The 22,708-nt window shown below is 43.5% G+C and carries 19 protein-coding genes; 14 read left to right on the top strand and 5 right to left on the bottom strand.

The genetic code is table 11. The features are described from left to right. Positions 1 to 17 precede the first annotated feature (17 nt). Positions 18 to 686, top strand: a complete 669-nt coding sequence (locus EKM76_RS02665; protein WP_125549130.1) for an O-methyltransferase — start codon at positions 18 to 20, stop codon at positions 684 to 686. A gap of 59 nt (positions 687 to 745) precedes the next feature. Here the strand turns inward: EKM76_RS02665 and EKM76_RS02660 are convergent, their stop codons facing one another. From EKM76_RS02660 to EKM76_RS02645, 4 genes are all read right to left on the bottom strand, one after another. Then, entirely contained in the window at positions 746 to 2,122 is a 1,377-nt protein-coding gene (locus tag EKM76_RS02660; protein ID WP_125549129.1) for a L,D-transpeptidase family protein, read from the bottom strand. Positions 2,123 to 2,406: 284 nt separating this feature from the next. Continuing rightward, on the bottom strand, positions 2,407 to 2,805 hold the full coding sequence (locus EKM76_RS02655; RefSeq protein ID WP_125549128.1) for a PTS sugar transporter subunit IIA domain-containing protein: 399 nt from the start codon (positions 2,803 to 2,805) through the stop codon (positions 2,407 to 2,409). Positions 2,806 to 3,070: 265 nt separating this feature from the next. After that, complete coding sequence (locus tag EKM76_RS02650; RefSeq protein ID WP_125549127.1) at positions 3,071 to 4,054, bottom strand: L-lactate dehydrogenase; 984 nt, start codon at positions 4,052 to 4,054, stop codon at positions 3,071 to 3,073. 111 nt (positions 4,055 to 4,165) lie between these two features. Then, positions 4,166 to 4,795, bottom strand: coding sequence for an ECF transporter S component (locus EKM76_RS02645; RefSeq protein ID WP_125549126.1), 630 nt, complete (start codon positions 4,793 to 4,795; stop codon positions 4,166 to 4,168). A gap of 223 nt (positions 4,796 to 5,018) precedes the next feature. On the opposite strand from EKM76_RS02645, the gene EKM76_RS02640 reads away from it, so the two are divergent. The 13 genes from EKM76_RS02640 (at position 5,019) to lysS (ending at position 21,231) form a co-directional block, all read left to right on the top strand. Further along, the gene (locus EKM76_RS02640; RefSeq protein WP_125549125.1) at positions 5,019 to 5,618 is read left to right on the top strand and encodes a TetR/AcrR family transcriptional regulator; all 600 of its coding nucleotides are present in this window, start codon (positions 5,019 to 5,021) and stop codon (positions 5,616 to 5,618) included. 193 nt (positions 5,619 to 5,811) lie between these two features. Continuing rightward, positions 5,812 to 6,378 (top strand): aminoacyl-tRNA hydrolase, encoded by a 567-nt coding sequence (gene pth / locus EKM76_RS02635; protein ID WP_125549124.1) that lies wholly within the window; start codon positions 5,812 to 5,814, stop codon positions 6,376 to 6,378. 2 nt (positions 6,379 to 6,380) lie between these two features. Beyond that, the gene (gene mfd, locus EKM76_RS02630; RefSeq protein WP_125549123.1) at positions 6,381 to 9,902 is read left to right on the top strand and encodes a transcription-repair coupling factor; all 3,522 of its coding nucleotides are present in this window, start codon (positions 6,381 to 6,383) and stop codon (positions 9,900 to 9,902) included. Between the two features lie 15 nt (positions 9,903 to 9,917). Then, a complete protein-coding gene (locus tag EKM76_RS02625; protein WP_125549122.1) occupies positions 9,918 to 11,489 on the top strand; it encodes a putative polysaccharide biosynthesis protein in 1,572 nt (523 codons plus the stop codon). A gap of 26 nt (positions 11,490 to 11,515) precedes the next feature. Then, a complete protein-coding gene (locus EKM76_RS02620) occupies positions 11,516 to 11,779 on the top strand; it encodes an RNA-binding S4 domain-containing protein (protein ID WP_125549121.1) in 264 nt (87 codons plus the stop codon). Positions 11,780 to 12,031: 252 nt separating this feature from the next. After that, entirely contained in the window at positions 12,032 to 12,451 is a 420-nt protein-coding gene (locus EKM76_RS02615; protein ID WP_125549120.1) for an FtsB family cell division protein, read from the top strand. 78 nt (positions 12,452 to 12,529) lie between these two features. Beyond that, positions 12,530 to 13,042, top strand: a complete 513-nt coding sequence (locus EKM76_RS02610) for a S1 domain-containing RNA-binding protein (RefSeq protein WP_125549119.1) — start codon at positions 12,530 to 12,532, stop codon at positions 13,040 to 13,042. A gap of 73 nt (positions 13,043 to 13,115) precedes the next feature. After that, a complete protein-coding gene (gene tilS, locus EKM76_RS02605) occupies positions 13,116 to 14,471 on the top strand; it encodes a tRNA lysidine(34) synthetase TilS (protein WP_125549118.1) in 1,356 nt (451 codons plus the stop codon). 78 nt (positions 14,472 to 14,549) lie between these two features. Continuing rightward, a complete protein-coding gene (gene hpt, locus EKM76_RS02600) occupies positions 14,550 to 15,092 on the top strand; it encodes a hypoxanthine phosphoribosyltransferase (RefSeq protein ID WP_125549117.1) in 543 nt (180 codons plus the stop codon). Positions 15,093 to 15,191: 99 nt separating this feature from the next. Beyond that, positions 15,192 to 17,342, top strand: coding sequence for an ATP-dependent zinc metalloprotease FtsH (gene ftsH / locus EKM76_RS02595; RefSeq protein WP_125549116.1), 2,151 nt, complete (start codon positions 15,192 to 15,194; stop codon positions 17,340 to 17,342). Between the two features lie 132 nt (positions 17,343 to 17,474). Further along, entirely contained in the window at positions 17,475 to 18,356 is an 882-nt protein-coding gene (hslO, locus tag EKM76_RS02590) for an Hsp33 family molecular chaperone HslO (RefSeq protein WP_125549115.1), read from the top strand. A 224-nt stretch (positions 18,357 to 18,580) separates the two neighbouring features. Beyond that, positions 18,581 to 19,579 (top strand): tRNA dihydrouridine synthase DusB, encoded by a 999-nt coding sequence (dusB, locus tag EKM76_RS02585; protein ID WP_125549114.1) that lies wholly within the window; start codon positions 18,581 to 18,583, stop codon positions 19,577 to 19,579. 158 nt (positions 19,580 to 19,737) lie between these two features. Then, positions 19,738 to 21,231, top strand: coding sequence for a lysine--tRNA ligase (gene lysS / locus EKM76_RS02580; RefSeq protein WP_164507566.1), 1,494 nt, complete (start codon positions 19,738 to 19,740; stop codon positions 21,229 to 21,231). A gap of 80 nt (positions 21,232 to 21,311) precedes the next feature. On the opposite strand, the gene EKM76_RS02575 is transcribed toward lysS, so the two are convergent. Beyond that, positions 21,312 to 22,103, bottom strand: a complete 792-nt coding sequence (locus tag EKM76_RS02575; protein WP_125549113.1) for a tyrosine-protein phosphatase — start codon at positions 22,101 to 22,103, stop codon at positions 21,312 to 21,314. Positions 22,104 to 22,708: the final 605 nt, after the last annotated feature.

Here is a 22,708-nt window from a genome sequence, read left to right as displayed (position 1 = left end):
GAAAGTAGGCAATATAAATGCAGAACGAAATGATGCGGCGGCCAGTGATCAAACCAGCAGTGCTTAACTTTTTACGCCAACAAACGACCCAGTTATCCGGTCCCTTAGGTGAGTTGGAACAACAAGCACACGAAAAAGGGGTACCCGTGATTCCGCATGAAACGGTCACTTTTATGCAGACGCTGTTTAATCTGAAGCAACCGCGAAATGTGTTGGAAGTCGGGACAGCAATTGGTTTCTCTGCTAGTTTGTTTGCGACTTGTATGGGGCCTGACGGGCGAGTCACTTCGATCGACCGCTATCCGTTGATGCTGGAACACGCACGTGAAAATATTGATCATCTAGGCTTAAATCAACAGATCAAGTTAATGGCTGGGGATGCAGCTGATATATTGCCGACGTTGACTGATGGCTATGATGTTATTTTCATGGACAGCGCTAAGGCTAAATATTTAGATTTTCTTGATGATTGTTTGCGTTTATTAACGGCTAACGGCGTGCTATTGATCGATGATGTTTTGCAGGGTGGTACGATTTTCGATGCGCCAGATACGATTCCTCATCGGAATAAAGCAATCTATCGTAAATTAAACCAGCTGTTAGACCGCGTTTTTAGTGATTCAAAATTGGTTGCAACGCTTTTACCACTAGGTGATGGCGTTTTGATGATCACTAAAAAGCTTTAAACATTGTTATAGCGACAAAAAAGGACTCACGACGAATCGTCGTGGGTCCTTAACTTTAGTTAGAAAATAATTACTGGTGTCCCAGTGCTGACTAACGAATATAACTTAGCCATTGTGGTTGGTGGTGTATTAACACAGCCGTGTGAACCGTGTGTCTTATACCAGTCACCACCGAATGTTGGTTGCCAAGAAGCATCATGGATCCCAACACCAGTGTAATCAACGGGCATCCAGTAATCAACGGGTGACGCATAAGCTGAGCCGTCATCGTTGGTACCTTTCAAGGTTGAATCTTGTTGTTTATTCCAAATGAAATCAACGCCAGATGGTGTATCTTGACCAGGCTTACCAGTTACAACATCGGTATCCAGAACTAACTCACCGTCCTTGTAATACCACATATGTTGGTTAGTCTTATCAACTTCGATATAAGTAGTGCCAATATCGGATTTATCAGTTGTATAACCAACACCTTGGATAACCGGGGTACGTGTGAAATCTTTACCTTCTAGAACTTTAGCCATTAAGGTAGTGGTTTCGCTGGCAGTATCGATACTCCAACCATAAGTACCAGCCGGAACGGTTACAGTGCCACTCTTAGTGCTTTTAAATTGACGATCTTTATTAATGGTTGAATATTGCTTACTTAAGCTGGCGACATAGGCCTTGACCTTGACCTCATCCAGACTAACTTTACCATTAGTGAAGGTTTCCCAACCATAAATAGTCGCTTTAGGAACGGTCACCTTATTACCATTGATCGTATAAGTAATATTTTCGTTATGGATTTTTTCAAGCTTGGTGACCGCTTGTTTTAAACGCGCGCTATCAGCAGTTACTGTTGGCTTGGCGTAAGCAGTTTTAACTGCAATTTGACCATCACTAGCAGCTAAACCAGTACGAATCGTTGCTTCCAGCTGTTCTGTATTTAAATGATTCCCAGTAACAGCTTTACTAATGACGAAATTATTATTTTGTTTAGTTACAGTTGCATTTTTGCTAGCGCTACGGCCTTTATTAAGCTGTGTTGCTGTTTGTTTAACGAATTGGTCAAATGTTGTTTGATCGACCTTTAAACTTTTACTAGCTTGCGCAGTACTGGTGCCTGTTAATAAGTGAAGCGGCCATGACCATGGATTCTGCTGTTGCTTCAAGCTGGTCAGTTTCTGGCTAAAGTCAGGGTTGACCCCAGCAGTTTCACCGGTGAAGCTCAATAATTTCTTATCGCCTTCGACCAAGGTAAACTTTTGTTGCTTAAAATGGGTTTGTAATAGCTGATTGGCTTGGGCTTCAGTTTTACCGCCAACATCTACACCAGCAACATCGGTACGGGGTAGATAAGTGTTGCGGTAACGCTGGCTTTGGAAAATATAAAGTCCGAAAACCGCAATGAGTATCACACTGATGGCAATCACCATTCGACTGCGTTTTTTCATTGGTTACGGTCCTCCTATAAATTATTCTTTAGCTGAGTGTAGCATTTCCTAGTGAAAAATGATAGCGGATAAACCTTTAATTTAGCTAAAAATTATTATACTCACTATGAAAACGTTACTAATATTACAATAAATATTGGCTAATTTCAAAACTTAATTATTAAAATAAGCAGTCCGAAAAATAGGGCGGCAGGTGTTAATTTTAAATCTATTTATCCGCCAAATAAAAAGAGTTTGAGCGGTCAGCCCAAACTCTAGTAAAAATCATTTAGAATTTCTAATGATCAGTTATTTACCTTTTCAGCACCTAAACGTTGAGTGAAGTTTTTAGAAATAAAGACGAGATCATCAGCGTAGTCACGCAATGAACGATAGCTGTTATAAGTTGCTTCCATCAATGAACCGATGTTACAGCCGGTAACAACTTGCACTTTGTCATTATGATAAGCGATCTCTGCACAGACCTTGAATGGTGTCCCGCCAAAAATATCTGTAAATAATACAGTTGCTTCACCGGGCTTAACTGCTGCAGTGAGTTCTTTCTTATAAGCTTCTTCAGTCATACCGTTTTCAAAGTTAATGAATTTATAGTTATCGGGAATGATCGAAAGTAGGTTCAAGGTGTTTTTGATGCCATCGGCGAAACCGCCGTGACCAGTGATGATTGTTGTATATTGTGCCATAATGCATTCCTCCAGTTTACTTTAGCCTATAGGAGTCAGTTTTTAGTTTTAAAAACCGGCTTGTGATTCCTATACTCTTATGAAAACACGTTCATAGCAAAATGTCAACGCTTACAATAGCGGCAAAAGTAAATTTTATTAAAATGTAACCACGATTTAAGCTAATGCAACAAGGTTTGCGTCGCTAAATAAAAAATATTACCTATTGGCACCCCGCAGGCGACCAACAGATAATATTAAATTTAACTAATTATTTTCATGAATTTTATTGGCGAGTTTCAATGCCATTTTCTTTAAAAGCTTGATCAGCTAATTCTTTAAGCTCTTTACCGGACTTGGTCATTGCAGCCTGTTCGGACTCATTTAGGGGTAATTCGATCACGTGCTTAAGCCCTGCGCGATTGATCACTGCTGGCGTACCAATATAAATATCGTTTAAACCGTATTGACCTTCCATATAGGCTGAAAGGGTGATGATCGCATTTTCATCATCGAAAATTGCTTTGGTAATACGAGCCAAAGCTGCGGCGATGCCATAGAAAGTCGCGCCTTTCTTTTCAATAATATCGTAAGCAGCATCGCGTACGCCGATAAAAATTTTATCTAGGTCAGCTTGTGTGACTTCTGGATGGTGTGCCATGAATTCGCTCATTCGTTCGCCACCAAAAGTTAAATGTGACCAAACGGAGAATTCAGAATCGCCGTGTTCACCCATAATGTAGCCGTGAACGGAACGAGCCGCCACGCCGACAAGTTCGGCAACCGCTTGGCGCAAACGGGCAGTATCCAAAGAAGTCCCAGAGCCGATCACGCGCTCTTTAGGGAAGCCAGATAATTTCCAAGTTGCGTAAGTTAGAATATCAACCGGATTTGCCGCAACTAAGAAAATACCATCAAAGCCTGATTCAACGATTGGATCAACGATTGATTTGAGGATCTTCAAGTTCTTGCTAACTAGATCGAGCCGTGTTTCACCTGGTTTTTGGGGCGCACCAGCTGTGATCACAACGACATCAGCGTCTTTTGCATCCGCGTAAGTGCCAGCGTGAATCGTTTTTGGTGAATTCCAAGCTAATGCATGGGAAAGATCCATTGCATCGCCTTCTGTTTTGTCCTTCGCAATATCAACGATCGTAATTTCTTGGGCAATACCTTGTAAGACAAGTGCAAAGGCATAACTAGAGCCGACTGCACCATCACCGACTAAAAGTACTTTTTGATGTTTTTCAGTTGCCAAGATAGCTTTCATCCCTTCATGTTGGAGCTGTTATTTTTTGAAGTATTATCATAGCATATCTGGCTTGATTTATCTAAGAAAATGTAATAAATCTAATAGAAATCAAAAGATTTAGCTTAAAACTCATTTAGTTGGCTTTAATAGGCGTTTTTCAACTATGTCGAATGCGCTAGCCAGCGAAACGGTCACCAATGTGGCTACGATCATTTCAACGAAGCCATTAGATACAATGACACCCCCGATAAGCACTAAAATGGCACTCAAGGAATGGTAACCTAATTGCTGACCAAAAATTAACCCCATCAGGCCTAGGACTAAAACCGTGTTAGTTAATGATCCGACCAAGCCAGCTAAACCATAGCTGAAGCTGCGGTTGATATTTTTTTTGCGTAACAAAGCGAACACTAATGCTGGGGTAATACCGACTAATACGCGGGGCAGAATTGAAACGACAATGGCCAACACATTACCGTGGCCGGTTCCGGGAACGGGGACAAATGGCGAAAAAACAAAGCTAGTGGGTGTCATGATGACCGTGGAACGATATAAACTGAGTAAGCCGAAAACTAAGCCTAGAAAAGCGCCGCGTTTATAACCAAGTATGATCGAGCCGACAATAACTGGAATATGCAAGGTGGTGATCGCAAATGGTCCTAGCTGCAAGAATCCCAATGGGGTAAGATACAATAAAAATAAAAGTGCCAATAGTATAGCAGTGTAGACTAGCTTTTTAGTGCGCAGATCGTTTGTCATAGCGATTCACTCCAATTTTTCAACGACTACCCATGCGGTTACGTATAACTTAAATAAATGAATTCATGTATAATGAATGAAGCTGAAATCAGTTTTATTTAAGTAAAACTAATCGACTACAGTAAAGGAAGCGCTCTATATTTTAATGACACTAGTGTCATTAGAGCGATTATACTTCAAAATGACACCGATGTCATTAACTATTTATTAAAGAGGTTTTTTAATGACAAGCAAAACTAATGAAGAACGGAAACAAATCAAACGTGAAGCTATCTTAGAAGGGGCGCGCAGCGTATTTAGCCGCAAAGGGTTACTTAATGTCACGATGCAGGATATCGTTGATGAATGCGGCATTAGTCGTGGTGGGATCTATCTATATTTCGATTCGGTCGATGCTATTTTTATTGCTGTCATTGGCCAACGAAGTAGCCGCAAGTTTGATGGTATTCGTGCTGATATCCAGGCAAATAGTCCATTTGAAGACTTACTGACTCAATATTTTGCTGAACATAAAGATCGCCTGCTAAATCATGTCGGTAATAGTTTGCTACGTGCTACCTACGAATATTATTACACCCATGGTTCCGAAAAAGACCATGCTTTCCAGCAAGCCCAGATCAGCTCTAGTCAACAGACGATCTATGCTATTTTGCAATTAGGTGTTACGCAAAACATTTTATTAGATCAACGCTTGGCTGAACTTGCCGAAACGTTCATGCTGATCATTGAAGGATTAAGTGTATTAGCCATCACCGGCGCTATCACCGAAAAGCGTATCGATAACCAAGTTAAGATGATGCAATCAATGTTGCCCCGAAAATAGCTATTATCATTATGATCGGCCGCAGTGATGTGTACGATCGCAGAACGGAAAAGCATGAGTGGTTATGTTATAATAGCCAATAATAATTCTGTTGTAACCGGCAATTTAATTTTGCCGGTCGTTTTCGTGTCAGTAATTTTTAGTATTCCCAATGAAGACATGAAAAAATTAGATAAGGTGGCGCGATTTACAAATGAAAATGATCGTTGGTCTAGGTAACCCTGGACAAAAATATGTAAAGACCAAACATAATGTCGGCTTTATGACCATGGATCGTATGGCAGCGGCGCATCAAGTCACATTTAGTAATAATCAATTTGAGGCTAACTACGCCACTTATTTTGAAAATGGCGAAAAGGTTTTTTTAGTCAAGCCACAGACATTTATGAATGATTCTGGGCGGGCAGTTAAACCGTTGATGACCTACTATCAGATTCAAATGGATGAATTAATGGTCGTGTACGATGATATGGATCTAGTGCCCGGACGGTTGCGGCTACGCGAACACGGTTCTGCTGGCGGCCATAACGGGATCAAAAGCTTGATCAGCTTTCTGCAAACGTCTGATTTTAATCGGGTGCGGATCGGTACTGGGCATCCAGAACGTCAAAGTGTAGTTGATTGGGTGCTAACGCCATTTAGTAAAGACGCCCAACCGTTAGTTGAGCAAAGCATCGATACAGCTATTGATGCGTTAGATGATTGGGCAAAGGGCGCTGATTTTATGCAGGTGATGAATCAGTATAATCGGAAAGGATAACTATGGATCTAACAGAACTGCTTTTAAAAGCACCTAAAATTAAAGATTGGTTAAGCCAAGTGACACCACAGAGTCGTCAGTTGATCACCGGCTTGCAAGATTCAGCGCGCTCATTACTATTAAGTGCGGTATTACGGGCTAAAAAGCAGCCGATGTTGGTGGTGACAAATAGTTTATTTAATGCCAGTCAATTAGCAGATGATTTGACTAATTTATTACCAGAAACACAAGTTAAGCTTTTCCCAGTCGATGAAGTGATGGCGGCACAAGTGGCAGCCAGTTCACCGGAGTACCGCAGTGAACGGGTGCAGGCGCTGACTTTTTTGGCGCAACAACAGTCGGGGATCGTGGTAGCTTCGTTGGCCGGGATGCGCCAGTTGTTACCGGCACCTGATTTATGGCGGGCGAGTGCCCTAACGATCAAGCTTGGCGGTGAACTAGATCCGCTGCAATTACGCCAGCAATTAGTCGGTATGGGCTACACTCGCGAGCAACTAGTCGGCCGTCCCGGCGAGTTTGCGATGCGCGGCGACATTATTGATATTTACCCATTAAATGCAGCTAATCCAGTGCGAATCGATTTGTTTGATACCGAAGTCGATTCGCTACGTTATTTTGAGGCCAGTAGCCAGCGTAGTATTGAGAATTTAACTGAGTTCACGCTGTTACCAGCCACTGATTTTTTAGTGACGCCAGAACTATTACGACAGGCGGCACCGCGAGTCAAAAAAGCGTACCAGACTGAGTCAGCAGCGCTAAAGGAAGCCAGTGAGCGAACCGCGTTGACCAATAATTTATCGCCGATCATCGCAGCACTGGAAAAAGGTGAAGTCGTCCCTGAGTTAGTTCGTTACCGCGATATGATCTACGCACCGGCGGCCAACCTAACTGATTATCTAGCGGCTGATGGGATTGTCGTGTTGGATGATTACCCTCGGATGCAGGAAAGTGAAACGGAATTAGCTGCCGACGCGACCCAGTGGTTAGCTGAAGAACTAAGTAACCACCATATGCTGCATAAACAGACCGTCAGTCATGAATTGAAAACGTTGCTACGTAAGAATAAGCATACTCATTTCTATTTAAGCTTGTTCCAAAAAGGAATGGGTAATTTACGTTTAGATCAAATCCTTGATCTGCAAAATCGGGATATGCAGCAGTTTTTTGGTCAGATGCCGCTGTTTAAAGCGGAAATTGATCGTTGGCAAGCGCAACAACAAACCGTGCTAGTCATGGTAAATGATGATGATCGCCGTGAACGCGTTGGGCGAACCTTGCGTGACTTTAATATTAAAGCAACCTTGGCTAAGCCAACCACCTTACAACCACACCAAGTCCAGATCGTTGCGGCCACGTTGCAGAATGGTTTTGAACTCCCAGACGCTAATTTAGTCGTGGTCACAGAAAAAGAACTGTTTAATCAGCCAGTTAAAAAGCGTATTCGCCGGCAGACCTTAGCTAATGCTGAACGGATCAAGAGTTATAACGAACTAAATCCGGGTGACTATGTGGTCCACGTCAATCATGGGATCGGTAAATACGTTGGGATGCAAACGCTGGAAGTTGACGGTAAGCACCAAGACTACATTACGATTCTGTATCAGGATAATGCCAAGTTATTCATCCCGGTGACCCAGTTAAATTTAGTTCAGAAATATGTGGCTTCAGAAGGTAAATCGCCGCGGGTTAATAAACTAGGTGGTAGTGAGTGGGCTAAAACCAAGCGTAAAGTTAGCTCTAAAATCGAAGATATCGCCGATGATTTGATCGAGTTGTATGCTCAACGTGAGGCGGAAAAAGGGTTTGCCTTTGCACCGGATAATGAATATCAGCGCGAGTTTGAGGATGCCTTTCCTTATACGGAAACTGATGATCAATTGCGTAGTGTGGCCGAGATCAAACACGACATGGAACGGCCTAAGCCGATGGATCGACTGTTGGTCGGCGATGTTGGCTTCGGTAAAACAGAAGTTGCCTTGCGGGCAGTTTTCAAAGCAATTCAAGATGGTAAGCAGGCTGCGTTTTTGGTGCCAACAACTATTCTGGCACAGCAGCATTTTGATACGATGTTGCAGCGTTTTGCTGATTTTCCTGTTCAAGTCGAATTATTGTCGCGTTTTCGGACGACAAAGCAGATCAACGCCTCACTGGCGGCCATTAAAAGTGGTCAAGCCGATGTTGTGATCGGTACTCACCGTATCTTATCGAAAGATGTGGTGTTCCGTGATCTTGGTTTGTTAGTCGTCGATGAAGAGCAGCGTTTCGGCGTTAAATCTAAAGAGCGGCTGAAATCAGTGCGTGCCAACGTGGATGTGCTGACAATGACCGCTACACCAATTCCGCGGACGTTGAACATGTCGATGGTCGGCGTCCGTGACCTATCGGTGATCGAGACGCCGCCAGCCAACCGTTACCCGGTCCAAACTTATGTGATGGAACAAAATGTTGGTGCATTACGCGCCGGAATTGAACGTGAATTAGCGCGGGGCGGCCAAGTTTTTTATTTGCACAATCGAGTGGAAGATATCGAGCGAACGGTGGCTAATATTGAAGCATTGGTGCCAGAAGCTACCGTCACTTATGCCCACGGTCAAATGACCGAAGCCCAGCTAGATAACACGCTGTATGAGTTTGTCCATGGCCACTATGACGTGATCGTCACCACGACGATCATTGAAAATGGGGTCAACATGCCGAACGTTAATACGCTATTTGTGGAAGACGCTGACCATATGGGCCTGGCGCAGCTTTACCAGTTGCGGGGTCGTGTCGGTCGTAGTAGCCGTGTCGGGTATGCTTACTTTATGTATCGGCAAAACAAAGTTCTAACTGAGATCAGTGAAAAACGCTTGGCAGCAATTCGCGACTTTACCGAATTAGGTTCCGGCTTCAAAATTGCCATGCGTGATCTATCGATTCGTGGCGCTGGTAATCTGCTAGGTAAGCAGCAACATGGCTTTATTGATTCAGTCGGCTATGACTTGTATTCACAAATGTTAGCTGATGCAGTGGCACAAAAGCAGGGTAAGGTCGCCCAAGTTAAAAGCGATGCTGAAATTGATTTGGGGATCGAGGCTTACTTGCCTAGTGAGTACATTACGGATTCACGGCAAAAAATTGAGTTATATAAGCGGATCCGCGAGTTAGCCAGCCCAGCCGATCTAGAAGAGTTACAAGCTGATCTGTTTGATCGTTTTGGCGATTATCCTGATACGGTGGCTCACCTATTGGCAATCGGGTTGCTAAAAGTTTATGCTGATCAAGCATTAGTTGAACGGGTGCGCCATCTTGACCAACAGCTGCAGGTGAAGTTATCGGCTAAGGGGACGCGGCAAATCGCGCCGGAAGACGTCTTTAAGGCTTTAAGTAAAACTAAACTGAAGGCTACGGTCAAAATGGACGGCGATAAAATGATCATTAGCTTAGTCATTCAGCCAAAAATGCGGCAGGCAGATTGGCTGGAAGAGTTGACCCAATTTTTAAATGGCTTGGCAGAAATTGTTCAAGCAGCCACTCCAGCTTGATGCGAGGACTAAATTATGCAAAATAAGCAGATGAAACACGTAGTCCACGGTGCCTTTATTTTATCGTTAGCTTCCTTGATCGCTAAAATACTAAGCGCCGTTTACCGAGTACCGTTTCAAAATTTAGTCGGTAATACGGGCTTCTACGTTTATCAACAGATTTATCCGCTATATGGCATTGGGATGACCTTTGCGCTCTCAGGATTGCCAGTATTTATTTCTAAATTAGTGGCCGAGCAAACGGATCCTGGCTGGCAGCGAGAAACTTTACGGCGTAGCGCTTTATTACTGGCAGCTTTATCCGGACTGATTTTTGTTGGCTTACAGTTAGGTGATTCAGCGATTGCGCAGGCCATGGGCGATCACCAGTTAGCGCCGTTAATTGACGCGGTGGCTTGGATGTTTCTGTTCATGCCTTGGCTAGCGCTAAGCCGCGGCTTTTTTCAAGGTCGTTTTATGATGGTGCCAACGGCTTTATCACAGGTGGCGGAGCAAGTTGTGCGGGTCGCGGTGATTTTGATCGCGGCGATCTGGGCGGTGCGCGCAAATTGGTCAGTTTATAAAATGGGCACTTGGGCGATGAGCGGCGCTGTGTTTGGTGCCCTTGCGGCTAGCATCGTATTAGCCTATTATTGGCAACATTCAGTCAGTCATGCGAAAGTAGCGACTTCACTGGGGGTGCCACGTTATCATGATCTATTGCGTCGTTTCTTAGCTGAAGGCGGTTCGTTATGCCTTTACGCATCGCTGATCGTTTTACTACAACTATTAGATTCATTTTCAGTCAAAAATAATTTAGTAGTGGCTGGACTTGGTCAAGCAGCCGCTAAAAGTTTAAAAGGGGTTTATGATCGTGGCCAGCCCTTAGTTCAGTTAGGTCTAGTTTTAGCCACGGCCTTATCGACATCATTGTTACCTAGTTTGACCAGGGCACTACAACGACAACGATTAAATGCATTTTATCGCCAAGCAGTGATGATGATCCGGCTAAGTTTTACCTTCTCTGTTGCTGCCGCTGGTGGTTTGATCGCGTTGATGCCTGGCGTTAACCGGCTACTATTCGGTAACACACAAGGTAATTTAGCCTTAGCATTATATATGCTAAGTATTGTTTTTGTGGCGCTGATCTCAAGTTACAGTAGCGTATTTCAAAGCTTAGGCGAGTACCGATTGCCGACTGTAGCGCTGTTAGTAGGGCTAGCGGTTAAGCTGGTTTTCAATGGCTGGGCGGTGCGCCGTTGGCAAATTAATGGCGCTAGTGCAGTGACGATTTTAGCGTTGGTGGTGATGTTTCTACTGATTTGGTGGCGTTCTAAAAGTTACCTGCGGCACGCATTGTTTCGCCAACATTTCTTGCTTAAATTAATGATCTGCGCTGGCAGCATGACCTTGGTTGTGAGCGGAGCGTATGCGTTACTAGTTCAATGGCTACAGCCGAGTCGCTTGGCCACCGGCGGGCTTGTTTTCATCTGTGTCATACTAGGTGGCAGTTTATTTCTTTTCTTGGCCCGCAGTTTGCGGCTACTGACGGTTCGTGAGTGGCTGGCGTTACCGCTAGGCAAAAAATTCTTACAACGATTTAAATAGAACAAAATGGAAAGTAGGTCAATATTATGCGTTTAGATAAATTCTTAAAAGTTTCCCGGATCATTAAGCGCCGGACAGTTGCTAAAGAAATCGCTGATAAAGGGCGTATCTTGATCAATGATAAGGTTGCTAAATCTTCAACAAACGTTGCGGTGGGCGACACAGTGACCATTAAATTTGGTAATAAAACGCTGACAGTTAAGGTCAGCGCGTTATTTGAAACCACCAAAAAAGATGCTGCTGAAGAAATGTATGAGATCGTGTCAGAAACCTTCGCTGAAAAGTTCTAGCGTACCAATTTTCGTGACCAGAATAACTGGCCTGCAGGTGTTATCTCTGTGCAACTGGGTTTATTCGCATATATAACTAATAATAATCTATTTTTATGAAATTATTAGGCGGCTTCGCGTAGACACTTTTAGGAAAGCTTGCTATACTTTGGTTAGAATTAGGTGCAGATTTTAGCCGCTGATTTAAGGCGAAAACATTTGGTTGAAATCAATTTACTGATTGGCAAGATCTAATGAAAGAGGGATACGGTTATGTTGCTTACTAAGAAGAAAGCTAAAACTAATACTAATAAGCAGTCAGCAATTGATCCGTACGCCCAAATCGCGCAGGCGCGGCAACAAAAGCAAAAGCGAGTGCATTATGTGCAACGAGTACACAAGCGCCGCATCATGTTGATAGTTGCTTTATTGGTCGGCGTCTTTCTAGTCAGTGGTTTTCAAATTTATCAGGCACACCGTTCGCTGGTCACGACGACCGCACAAGTTACAACAAAGCAAACGGAGCTTAAAAAGACCAAGGCCGAACAACGTCAATTGAAGCTACAAACAGAACAATTGCAGAATGACGATTATTTACAACAAGTCATTCGCCAGAAATACTATTATTCTAAAAACAACGAGACTATTTATAGCTTGCCACAAGATAAAGCACCAACGATTTCAACAAAATAAACCCGTGTGCAATGCTTGCAACCGCCCTTTCCTGTGCTATACTTATGAGTACAAGATCGAAGGAGGAAAAACTTTTTTATGTCAATTGAAGTCGGAGCTAAAGTTTCTGGTAAGGTTTCTGGAATCACGAATTTTGGTGCGTTTATCGATTTAGGTGATCGTAAGACAGGCCTAGTTCATATTAGTGAAATTTCGGATAGTTATGTTAAAGATATTCATGATGTCCTCTCTGTTGGCGATGAAGTCACAGTTAAGGTTATGTCAGTTGGTGATGATGGCAAGATCGGCTTATCGATTCGTAAAGCGGTCGATAAACCAGCTTCTGAAGAGCATGAACATTCAAATCAACACGCACCACATCGGTCAAATAATTCTAATCCGCGGCAAAGTCGTCCTAGTCATGACAGCAATAGTTCACATGCACAAGGACGAGCTGGCGGCGGCAATGGTCGACGCCATTTTCAAGAAACCAAGAAAGAAGACTTTGACGATCTCTTATCCGATTTTCTTAAAGACAGTGAATCACGTTTAACTGACTTAAAACGAAATACTGAAGGTAAGCGTGGTGGCCGCGGCGGTCGCCGTAGTTAATAAACAAAGTCAACGAGTTCGGGCTAGCCTGAACTCGTTTTTTTAGTTGGTAAAATGTAAGGAGGCGCTTTTTTTGCGGACAGAATTCACGGCACAAATTAAAAAATTACAATTGTGGACTGCAGAAACTGCTGTTTTGGTGGCTGTTTCGACAGGGGCTGATTCGATGGCATTGCTCGACCTTTTAGCGCATTTACCAGCAAATTTACGGCCTAAAATCAACGTCGTCCACGTCAATCATCAGTTACGGGCAGCGAGCACTAATGAAGCCATTTTTTTGACCGATTATTGCGCAGCCCACGGCTGGCCATTATATCAGACCAAGTGGCCGTTGACGGCCCATCCGGCGCATGGTACGGAAGCTGCAGCGCGCCAATTTCGCTATGATTATTTTGCTCAGGTTTTACGCCAGCAGCAGATTCCGTTGCTGTTGACGGCCCATCACGCTGACGATCAGTTGGAAACACTATTGATGCGTTTGGCCCGTGGCGGTGATGTGCAACAGTTGGCAGCTATTGCAACTGAACGTTCCTTTCACCAAGCTAAGCTAGTCCGTCCGTTGCTACCATTTACGCGCCAGCAATTACGGGCGTATGTGACCCAGCGCCAACTCACCTATTTTGATGACGTGACTAATCAAGACACACAATTTACCCGTAACCAGATTCGCCAGCAGATCGTACCGGTATTAAAGCAAATCCAGCCGTTAGCGGCCGAACACGCTGCTAATTATGCCGCTCAGTTGCAGCGCTTGTTGCGAGTTAACCAGCAACAAATGGATCAAGTTTTAATTGAAAATGGTCAATTTATGGCGACGGGTTATCGTGGTGAATTGGGAAAGTGGCAGTCACTAAGTAGCGATTTACAACATTTAGCGTTAGATCAATTAATGACACGTTTAATGGTCACGCAGGGAATTGAAGTGAGCCAAGCGCAAAAGGGTGAGATTCGACAGTTATTGCAGGGACCGCGCGCGCAAGCCGGGCTTGATCTGGCGGCCGGCTGGCAGCTAACTAAAAGCTATCACTATTTCACAATTGCACCGGCACCGGCGCCGATCGTGGCCGCAACGGTTGATTTAATGCCCGGTGCAACTTGCCAGGTGGAACAATGGCAGATCACGTTGCAGCCCGCAAGTGTAACGGGTGGCACGGGTGTGGACAGCTTAGAGGTTTGGCTGGCGGCTAACGAATTGCCACTTCAAATTCGGCATCGCCAGCCCGGTGATCGCTTACCACTGCGCCACGGCCACCAAAAAATCAAGCGTATTTTAAGTGATAAAAAAATTCCCCAACAACAGCGCGAACGATTATGGTTAATTACAACGCAGCAAAATACAGTATTATGGCTGTTAGGCGTTAAAAAATCGCAATTGTTTAACCCGCAACAAACTGATAAAATACATTACAGAATAACCATAAAAAAATAAAGCTGACCAACTTTATAGCGGCGGCGTAAAACTTGCAATTTTGTTGTTTATTAATGTAAGTTGGAGAGGAGTCTATTAATGCATCAGGATATCGAAAGTATTCTGTATGACCAAGCAGCCATTGCTAAGGTCACAGAGCAGTTAGGAGCACAGATCACTACAGATTACGCTGGGAAAAATCCGTTGGTGATCTGTGTTTTAAAGGGGGCCATGTTGTTTATGGCTGACCTAGTTCGGCAGATCGATACTCATTTAGAAATGGATTTCTTGGATGTTTCCAGTTATCAAGGTGGTATTCAATCCACCGGTGAGGTTAAGATCATTAAGGATCTGGATACGCCACTGAAAGATCGTGAAGTTTTGATCGTTGAAGATATCGTGGATACAGGACGGACTTTAAATTATTTAGTTGATTTATTTAAGTATCGGCAAGCAAAATCAGTGAAGATCTGTACACTATTAAACAAGCCAGAAACCCGGGTTGTGCCGGTGAAAGCTGATTACGTTGGCTTCACCGTTCCTAATGCCTTTTTAGTCGGCTATGGTCTGGATTATGCTGAACAGTACCGTAATCTGCCGTATATTGGTATTCTTAAATCTGCAATTTATCAAACGAAATAATAGTCAATGAAAGTCAAATATGCTATCATCAATAACTGAAATGATATGACAAGGTATCATTTTTAGAACCCGATAACAATTCGGAAACGGAGGTCACGTATGAATAATAAGCGGAATGGACTTTTTCGCAATAGTCTGTTTTATATTGTTATCTTTCTCAGTTTGATTGGGATTATCTACTTCTTTTCAAACGGCCAATCAAATTCACAGTCTAAAGAACTACAATCCAGTGAATTTGTTAGCCAGTTAAAGAGTAACAAGATCAAAGACTTTAGTGTACAGCCAAATAATGGTGTTTATAAAATCACCGGTGACTATCGCAAAGCGCAAAAAGTTTCCTCAAATAGCGGCGGCTTCGGCCTGGTTTCAAAATCAACAACGAGTGTTAAGAGTTTCACAACAATCATGTTGGATAGCGATTCACAAGTTGCCCAGGTAGCCCGCTTAGCTGAAAAGAACAATATTAAGATGAACACTAAGGCTGAAGAGTCTAGTGGATTCTGGATCCAGATCCTGTTGTACGCTTTACCGTTAGTCATGATCATTTTCTTCTTCTATATGATGATGGGCCAGGCGGGTCAAGGCGGCGGTGGTAATAACCGGGTGATGAACTTCGGTAAATCCAAGGTCAAACCAGCTGATAAGAAAGCGAATAAGGTTCGTTTCTCAGATGTCGCTGGGGCCGAGGAAGAAAAGCAAGAATTAGTCGAAGTTGTCGAATTCTTGAAGGATCCGCGGAAGTTCGTTTCCTTGGGCGCCCGGATTCCTGCCGGTGTCTTACTAGAGGGACCTCCTGGTACTGGTAAAACATTATTGGCCAAGGCGGTCGCTGGTGAAGCCGGCGTACCATTCTACTCGATCTCTGGTTCTGACTTCGTCGAAATGTTCGTCGGTGTCGGTGCTAGTCGTGTACGTGACTTATTTGAACAAGCTAAAAAGAGCGCACCTGCTATCATCTTTATTGATGAAATTGATGCCGTTGGCCGTAAACGTGGCAGCGGTATGGGTGGTGGTCATGATGAACGTGAACAAACCTTGAACCAATTACTGGTTGAACTTGATGGCTTTACTGGTAGTGAAGGGGTTATTGTCATTGCGGCAACTAACCGTTCTGATGTTCTTGATCCAGCCTTACTGCGTCCAGGCCGTTTCGACCGTAAGATTTTGGTCGGTAGCCCAGATGTTAAGGGTCGTGAAGCAATCTTAAAAGTTCACGCCAAGAACAAGCCATTGGCTGATGATGTTGATCTTAAAGTATTAGCACAAACAACCCCTGGTTTTGTCGGTGCTGATCTAGAAAACTTATTGAACGAAGCTGCTTTAGTAGCGGCGCGGCGCGATAAGAAGAAGATCGATGCGACGGATATTGACGAAGCTGAAGATCGTGTGATCGCTGGTCCAGCCAAGCGTGATCGGGTCATTAGTCCGAAAGAACGTAACATGGTGGCTTACCATGAAGCAGGTCATACTATTGCCGGCTTAGTCTTAAGTGATTCACGGATCGTACGTAAGGTCACGATCGTACCTCGTGGTCGCGCCGGCGGTTATGCGATCATGTTGCCACGAGAAGATCAATTCTTGATGACTAAGAAAGAATTAACTGAACAAATCGTTGGTTTACTTGGTGGCCGAACCGCTGAAGAAATTGTCTTTGGTACCCAATCTACTGGTGCTTCTAATGATTTCGAGCAAGCTACTCAGTTAGCACGAGCAATGGTCACTCAATACGGGATGAGCGCTAAATTAGGTAATATCCAGTATGAAGGACCAGCAATGCAACAACAAGAATATGGTGTACGGCCTTATTCTGAAGCAACCGCAACTGCAATCGATGATGAAGTTCGCCGGATCATGAACGAGGCCCATCAACAGGTCTACGAAATTATCCAAGCACATCGTGAACAGCATAAACTGATTGCTGAGAAGTTACTCCAGTATGAAACTTTGAATGAGAAACAAATTCTCAGTTTATTCAATACTGGTGAAATGCCTGATGAAACTGGCGCTAGCGAATTCCCAAGTGAAAAAGCAGCAACTTTTGAACAATCCAAGAAAGAATTGGAACGTCAAGATGCAGCTAAACAAGGTGAAGACAAGCAAGAGCCTGCTTCAACAGTTGCAGCAACTCCAGAATCAGCTGATACGGATTCAGCAACATCAGAACCTGCCACAAGTGCAGCTTCTGCTGACTCTGTAACGCCAACCTCGCAAGCCGACGCGGCCGATTCAGAATCAGATCATAAAGCATAAAACCAAGGGCTGGAGCAATTGTTCCAGCCTTTCGTTTCGGCTAAATTTAGATGAACGGAACCAGTTCAGACTAAAACTAGCTAAATATTGAAGTGACGTTATACGATAACTAATTAAGGAGCCAAATCCATTATGAGTGATTATTTAATTAAAAGTATGGCCTATCACGGTACGGTTCGCGCCTATGCAGTTGACGCCAGCGATGTCGTTGCCGAGGCACAGCACCGTCATGGTACATGGAGTGCTTCATCAGCGGCGCTTGGCCGTACTTTAGTAGCAACCTTACTGATGAGTACTGCCGGGCTACAAGACGATCAAAAAATGACCGTCAAAGTCTTAGGTAACGGCCCAGCTGGCGCAATTGTTGCCGATGGTAATGCTCAGGGTACCGTCAAAGGATACATCCAAAATCCGCACGTCCACTTACCTTTAAACGGTAAGCAGCATATTGATGTCCGTGGGGCAGTTGGTTCGGCTGGTACGATCGCAGTAACCAAGGATCTCGGGTTAGCGCAGCCTTTTACTGGGCAAACACCAATTGTTTCTGGTGAACTCGGCGAAGACTTCACCTACTACATGGCAGCTTCAGAACAAATTCCATCGGCGGTTGGCGTTTCCGTGTTTGTTAATCCAGACAATACAATTGAAGTAGCCGGTGGCTTTTTGATTGAAATGATGCCCGGCGCAGATGATGCAGTTGCCGCTGACTTGGAGGCTAAGCTAAAAACGATTCCGCTGGTCTCTGAATCATTGCGCAAAGGACAAACACCGGAACAAATTTTACAGGCTATTTTCGGTGCTGATCTAGAAATTGTTGAAAAATTGCCAGTGGCATTTAAGTGTGATTGTTCCAAAGAACGGTTTGGTAAATCGATCGCGGCGTTAAAACCAAGTGAAATTCAGGCGATGATCGATGAAGATCATGGTGCTGAAGTAGTTTGCCGCTTTTGTGGTCAGAAGTATCAATTTAGTGCCACTGAGTTACAAGAATTAAAGGATAATTATCAAGCATAGCTTTAGATCGGGATGCGGCTGCATTAATGGCCGTATCTTTTTTTTGCAGAAACAACTGAGCTAGTCGGTTTTCGTCATCGGTAATTTGTGCTATGATACAAAAGATGTTTCTGAAAAGTGCATAGGCGCTTTTCAACTGAATAGTAGAAATGTGCAAAAAAGCAGATCATTCCACATGATCTAAACACTTTTAAACACGCTTATATAAAAGGTGGTCAATTAAAATGGAATGGCAGATCGGTAATGTTAAGATCCCTAATCAAATCGTAGTTGCTCCGATGGCGGGGATCACTAATGCCGCTTTTCGGGTTATTTGTCGACAATTTGGCGCTGGCTTAGTTGTTTGCGAAATGATCAGTGATCGCGGAATTTTACATCATAATACGAAAACTTTAAGCATGTTGTTCGTTGATCCAACCGAGCATCCAGTTAGTGTGCAGATTTTTGGTGGCACTAAGGAAACCTTAGTTGAGGCGGCGAAGTTTGTTGATCAGAATACCAGCGCTGATATTATTGATATCAATATGGGTTGCCCCGTCAACAAAGTCGTCAAAACTGATGCTGGTGCGCGCTGGTTACTTGATCCAGATAAGGTTTACGAAATGGTTGCCGCCGTTACGGCCGCAGTTAGTAAGCCAGTAACAGTGAAAATGCGTACGGGTTGGGATGAAGACCATATTTATGCGGTCAAAAATGCAATGGCGGCTGAAAAAGCGGGTGCCGCGGCATTAGCGATGCATGGTCGGACGCGTAAACAAATGTATAGCGGCCATGCTGACTGGAATATTTTGAAAGATGTACGCGATCATATTTCAATCCCATTTATGGGTAACGGCGATGTTCGCACGCCAGAAGATGCAAAACGGATGCTTGACGAAGTCGGTGCTACTGCAGTTATGATCGGTCGGGCGGCATTAGGAAATCCTTGGATCCTAAAGCAAACCGCCGAATATTTGGATGACGGCGTACTTTTACCTGAACCCACACCACGGCAAAAAATTGCAACGGCGAAGCTACATTTGCAGCGGTTGATCGAACTAAAAGGAGAGCACACCGGGGTGCATGAATTCCGAACTTCTTCGGCGTACTATCTTAAAGGAATCCCCCGTGCGGCTAAGACTAAAGTTGCGGTCAACCAGGCAGAAACCGAAGCTGAGGTCGATACGATCTTCGATGCATTCGTTGAGCAGGCAGAAGCACGTGAGTTAGAACAAGCAAAATAAGTGATGAGACAGGACACAAGTGTCCATGATCGGAACGCTTTTTAAATCCACACTAGAAAATAGACTTGCAATTCAAGTGGTAAATCGGCAAAATATAGATATGTAGGACGTTGAATGGAGGAATTATAGTGGCTAAGAACGGTCAAAAACCGACTGAAATGAATGATCAATTGCGGGTTCGCCGCGAAAAGATGGATGAGTTGCGCACAGAAGGTATTGATCCTTTTGGTCAACGCTTTGAACGCGATGCGACGAGTGAACAGATTCGCGCACGCTATGCTGACGAATCAAAGGAACAATTAGAGTCAGAGGCACATATTGTAACGATTGCTGGACGTATGATGACTAAGCGGGGCAAAGGCAAAGTTGGTTTTGCTGATTTTGCTGATCGCGATGGTCGAATCCAAGTCTATGTCCGTAAAGACGTAGTTGGTGAAGAAAATTATCATATTTTCAAGCGCTCTGATTTAGGGGACATCATGGGGATCACCGGTGACGTTATGAAAACAGATACTGGTGAGCTAACGGTTCGTGCTACTCATGTGACTTTCTTGACCAAGGCATTGCGGCCATTACCAGATAAATTTCACGGTTTGCAAAACGTGGAACAAAAGTATCGCCAGCGCTATTTAGACTTGATCGCTAACCGTGATAGTTTTGACCGCTTTATGAAACGTAGTAAAATCGTTAGCGCAGTCCGTGAATACTTAGATAAAAATGAATTTATTGAAGTTGAGACGCCGGTTTTGCATACGCAAGCTGGTGGTGCTTCGGCACGTCCATTTACAACCCATCATAATGCGTTGAACATTGATCTGTACTTGCGAATCGCGCTAGAATTACATCTCAAGCGCTTGATCGTTGGTGGAATGGAACGTGTCTATGAAATTGGCCGAGTTTTCCGGAATGAAGGTATTGATACCAAACATAACCCTGAGTTTACTATGTTAGAAACTTATGCTGCGTATTGGGATCTAGCTGACGTTATGGATGAAACTGAAGGTATCGTTCGTTTTGCGGCCCAAAAGGTCAATGGCAACGGTCAAATCACTTACCAAGGTCAGCCAATTGATTTGGACAAACCATTTGCCCGTGCGCATATGGTCGATTTGATCAAGGAAAAGACTGGTGTTGACTTCTGGCCAGAAATGACTGTTGAACAGGCACAAAAATTAGCAGATGGACATCAAGTAAAATACGAAGAATGGTGGCAAGTTGGGCATATCATCAATGCTTTCTTTGAAGATTTTGTTGAAGAAACCTTGACTCAACCAACCTTTGTTTATGGTCATCCAATTGAAATCTCACCACTGGCGAAAAAGGATCCGAAAGACCCACGCTTCGTGCAACGGTTTGAATTGTTCATTCATGGTGGTGAGTATGCTAACGCCTTTACCGAGCTGAACGATCCAATTGATCAGAAGGAACGGTTCGAAGCACAAGCTAATGAACGTGAAGAAGGTAATGACGAAGCTCACGGTATCGATGAAGATTATGTCGAAGCTTTGGAATATGGGATGCCACCAACTGGCGGTTTAGGTATCGGTATCGATCGATTAGTGATGTTACTGACCGATGTTGATTCGATTCGCGACGTCCAATTGTTCCCAACCATGCGTCCAGAAAAAGCATTATCCGACGAAGAATTATAAAAATAAGATGCAGCCGTAAAAGCCAGATTACTGACTTAACGGCTGCATCTTTTTTAATTTTACTGGCTGATAGACGCGGTTTAATCAAGGTAGATTCGTTTTAGATCTTGTAGATCTCGGTCACTGAGCTGAAGTTGCTCATGTAAGTAACCGGATAATGAACCGGCTATTTTTTCCATAGTTGTCCAGGCCATGGCCAAGTATTCAGGATAAACGGACATCAAATCGTGAACGCCAGTAATTTGTTCAGGTGTGATTCCAGGGTAAGCTTTGGCTTGTGCCATATTTAATGCAAATTGTTTAGTTGATGCTTGCTGGGTTAGAAGATAGTCAGTTTTGATCTGTGCTAACGGAATGCCTAGTGCGCCTAATAAAAGCGCAGCACCGATTCCGGTGCGGTCTTTTCCGGCAGTACAGTGGAAGAGAAGACTGTGCTCGTCAGTACTATTTGCTAATAAGTAAGAAAAAAACTGGTGATAGGTTTGCTGGGCGTGAGTGTCAATGATTAAATTCTGGTAGGCCTGCAGCATTTGTTTGTGACCATCTGGATCACGGCGTAATTCTTCTAATAGTGCTTGCGGTGCAATCGAGTTTTTAGTTTCGTCCACTGCAAAAACTGGTAAGAAGTGGTAGTGGCCATTCTGCGGAATACGATCAGGGGCAGCTAGCTTTTCTTCTGGTGAGCGGAAATCAACAATAGTGCGTAGACCATAATTGTTCAGCCAATTTAAGTCATTAGCGCTAAGATCATTAAGCTGCGCCGCACGAATCAGCTTGTGCCATTTGATTTGGTGGCCATCTTCGGTTTGATAACCACCAAGTTCGCGAAAATTATAGCCATGTTCTAGTGGTAAAATACGTGTATCACTCATATTTTCACTCATTTCTATAGATTGTTGCTTTTCATTCTAAACGCTTAAGTCTAAAAACACAAAGATAGATTGGAATCAAGTCTAATGAAAGTGGTTATTTACTCATTAAGCCGAACATTAGCTGTAATTGACCACTAAATATTAGCTTTAATCTTTTTTTCGATAAATTGCTTGACGGTCTTAAAAAAGGCTGGTATAGTAGTCTTTGTTGTCAATTGAAGTAATTCAGCCAAATAAAAAGTTTTTAAAACTTTTTATTGACACGGCTTGCTGAACTTGATAAACTATTAAAGTTGTCACTTGTTGAGTTATTCATCTCTTCCTGCATAAACATGCAGATGGGAAGTCTGATTTAATAGGACATAGCTAAATTGCTTTTAACTGGCTTGAATATTTATTCAAAAAAGTTCTTGACAGATTTTATCCGTCATGCTAAACTAATTAAGTTGTGTTGAGCAACGACCGTAGATCTTTGAAAACTGAACAAAGTTTCGACAAATCAAATGTGTAGGGTCTTTATTTTTTACTGGTTTTCGGACCGGTCGAAGTAAAGCAAACATTTGCGAAGTCAATTCAATTTGAATTATAACTCGCTAGCAACAAAA

Origin of the sequence: Loigolactobacillus zhaoyuanensis (assembly GCF_003946385.1) — a bacterium.
GTDB classification, from domain to species: Bacteria; Bacillota; Bacilli; order Lactobacillales; family Lactobacillaceae; genus Loigolactobacillus; species Loigolactobacillus zhaoyuanensis.
The sequence above is the reverse complement of the archived record's forward strand: the minus strand, read 5'-3'. Positions and strand labels throughout refer to the sequence as shown.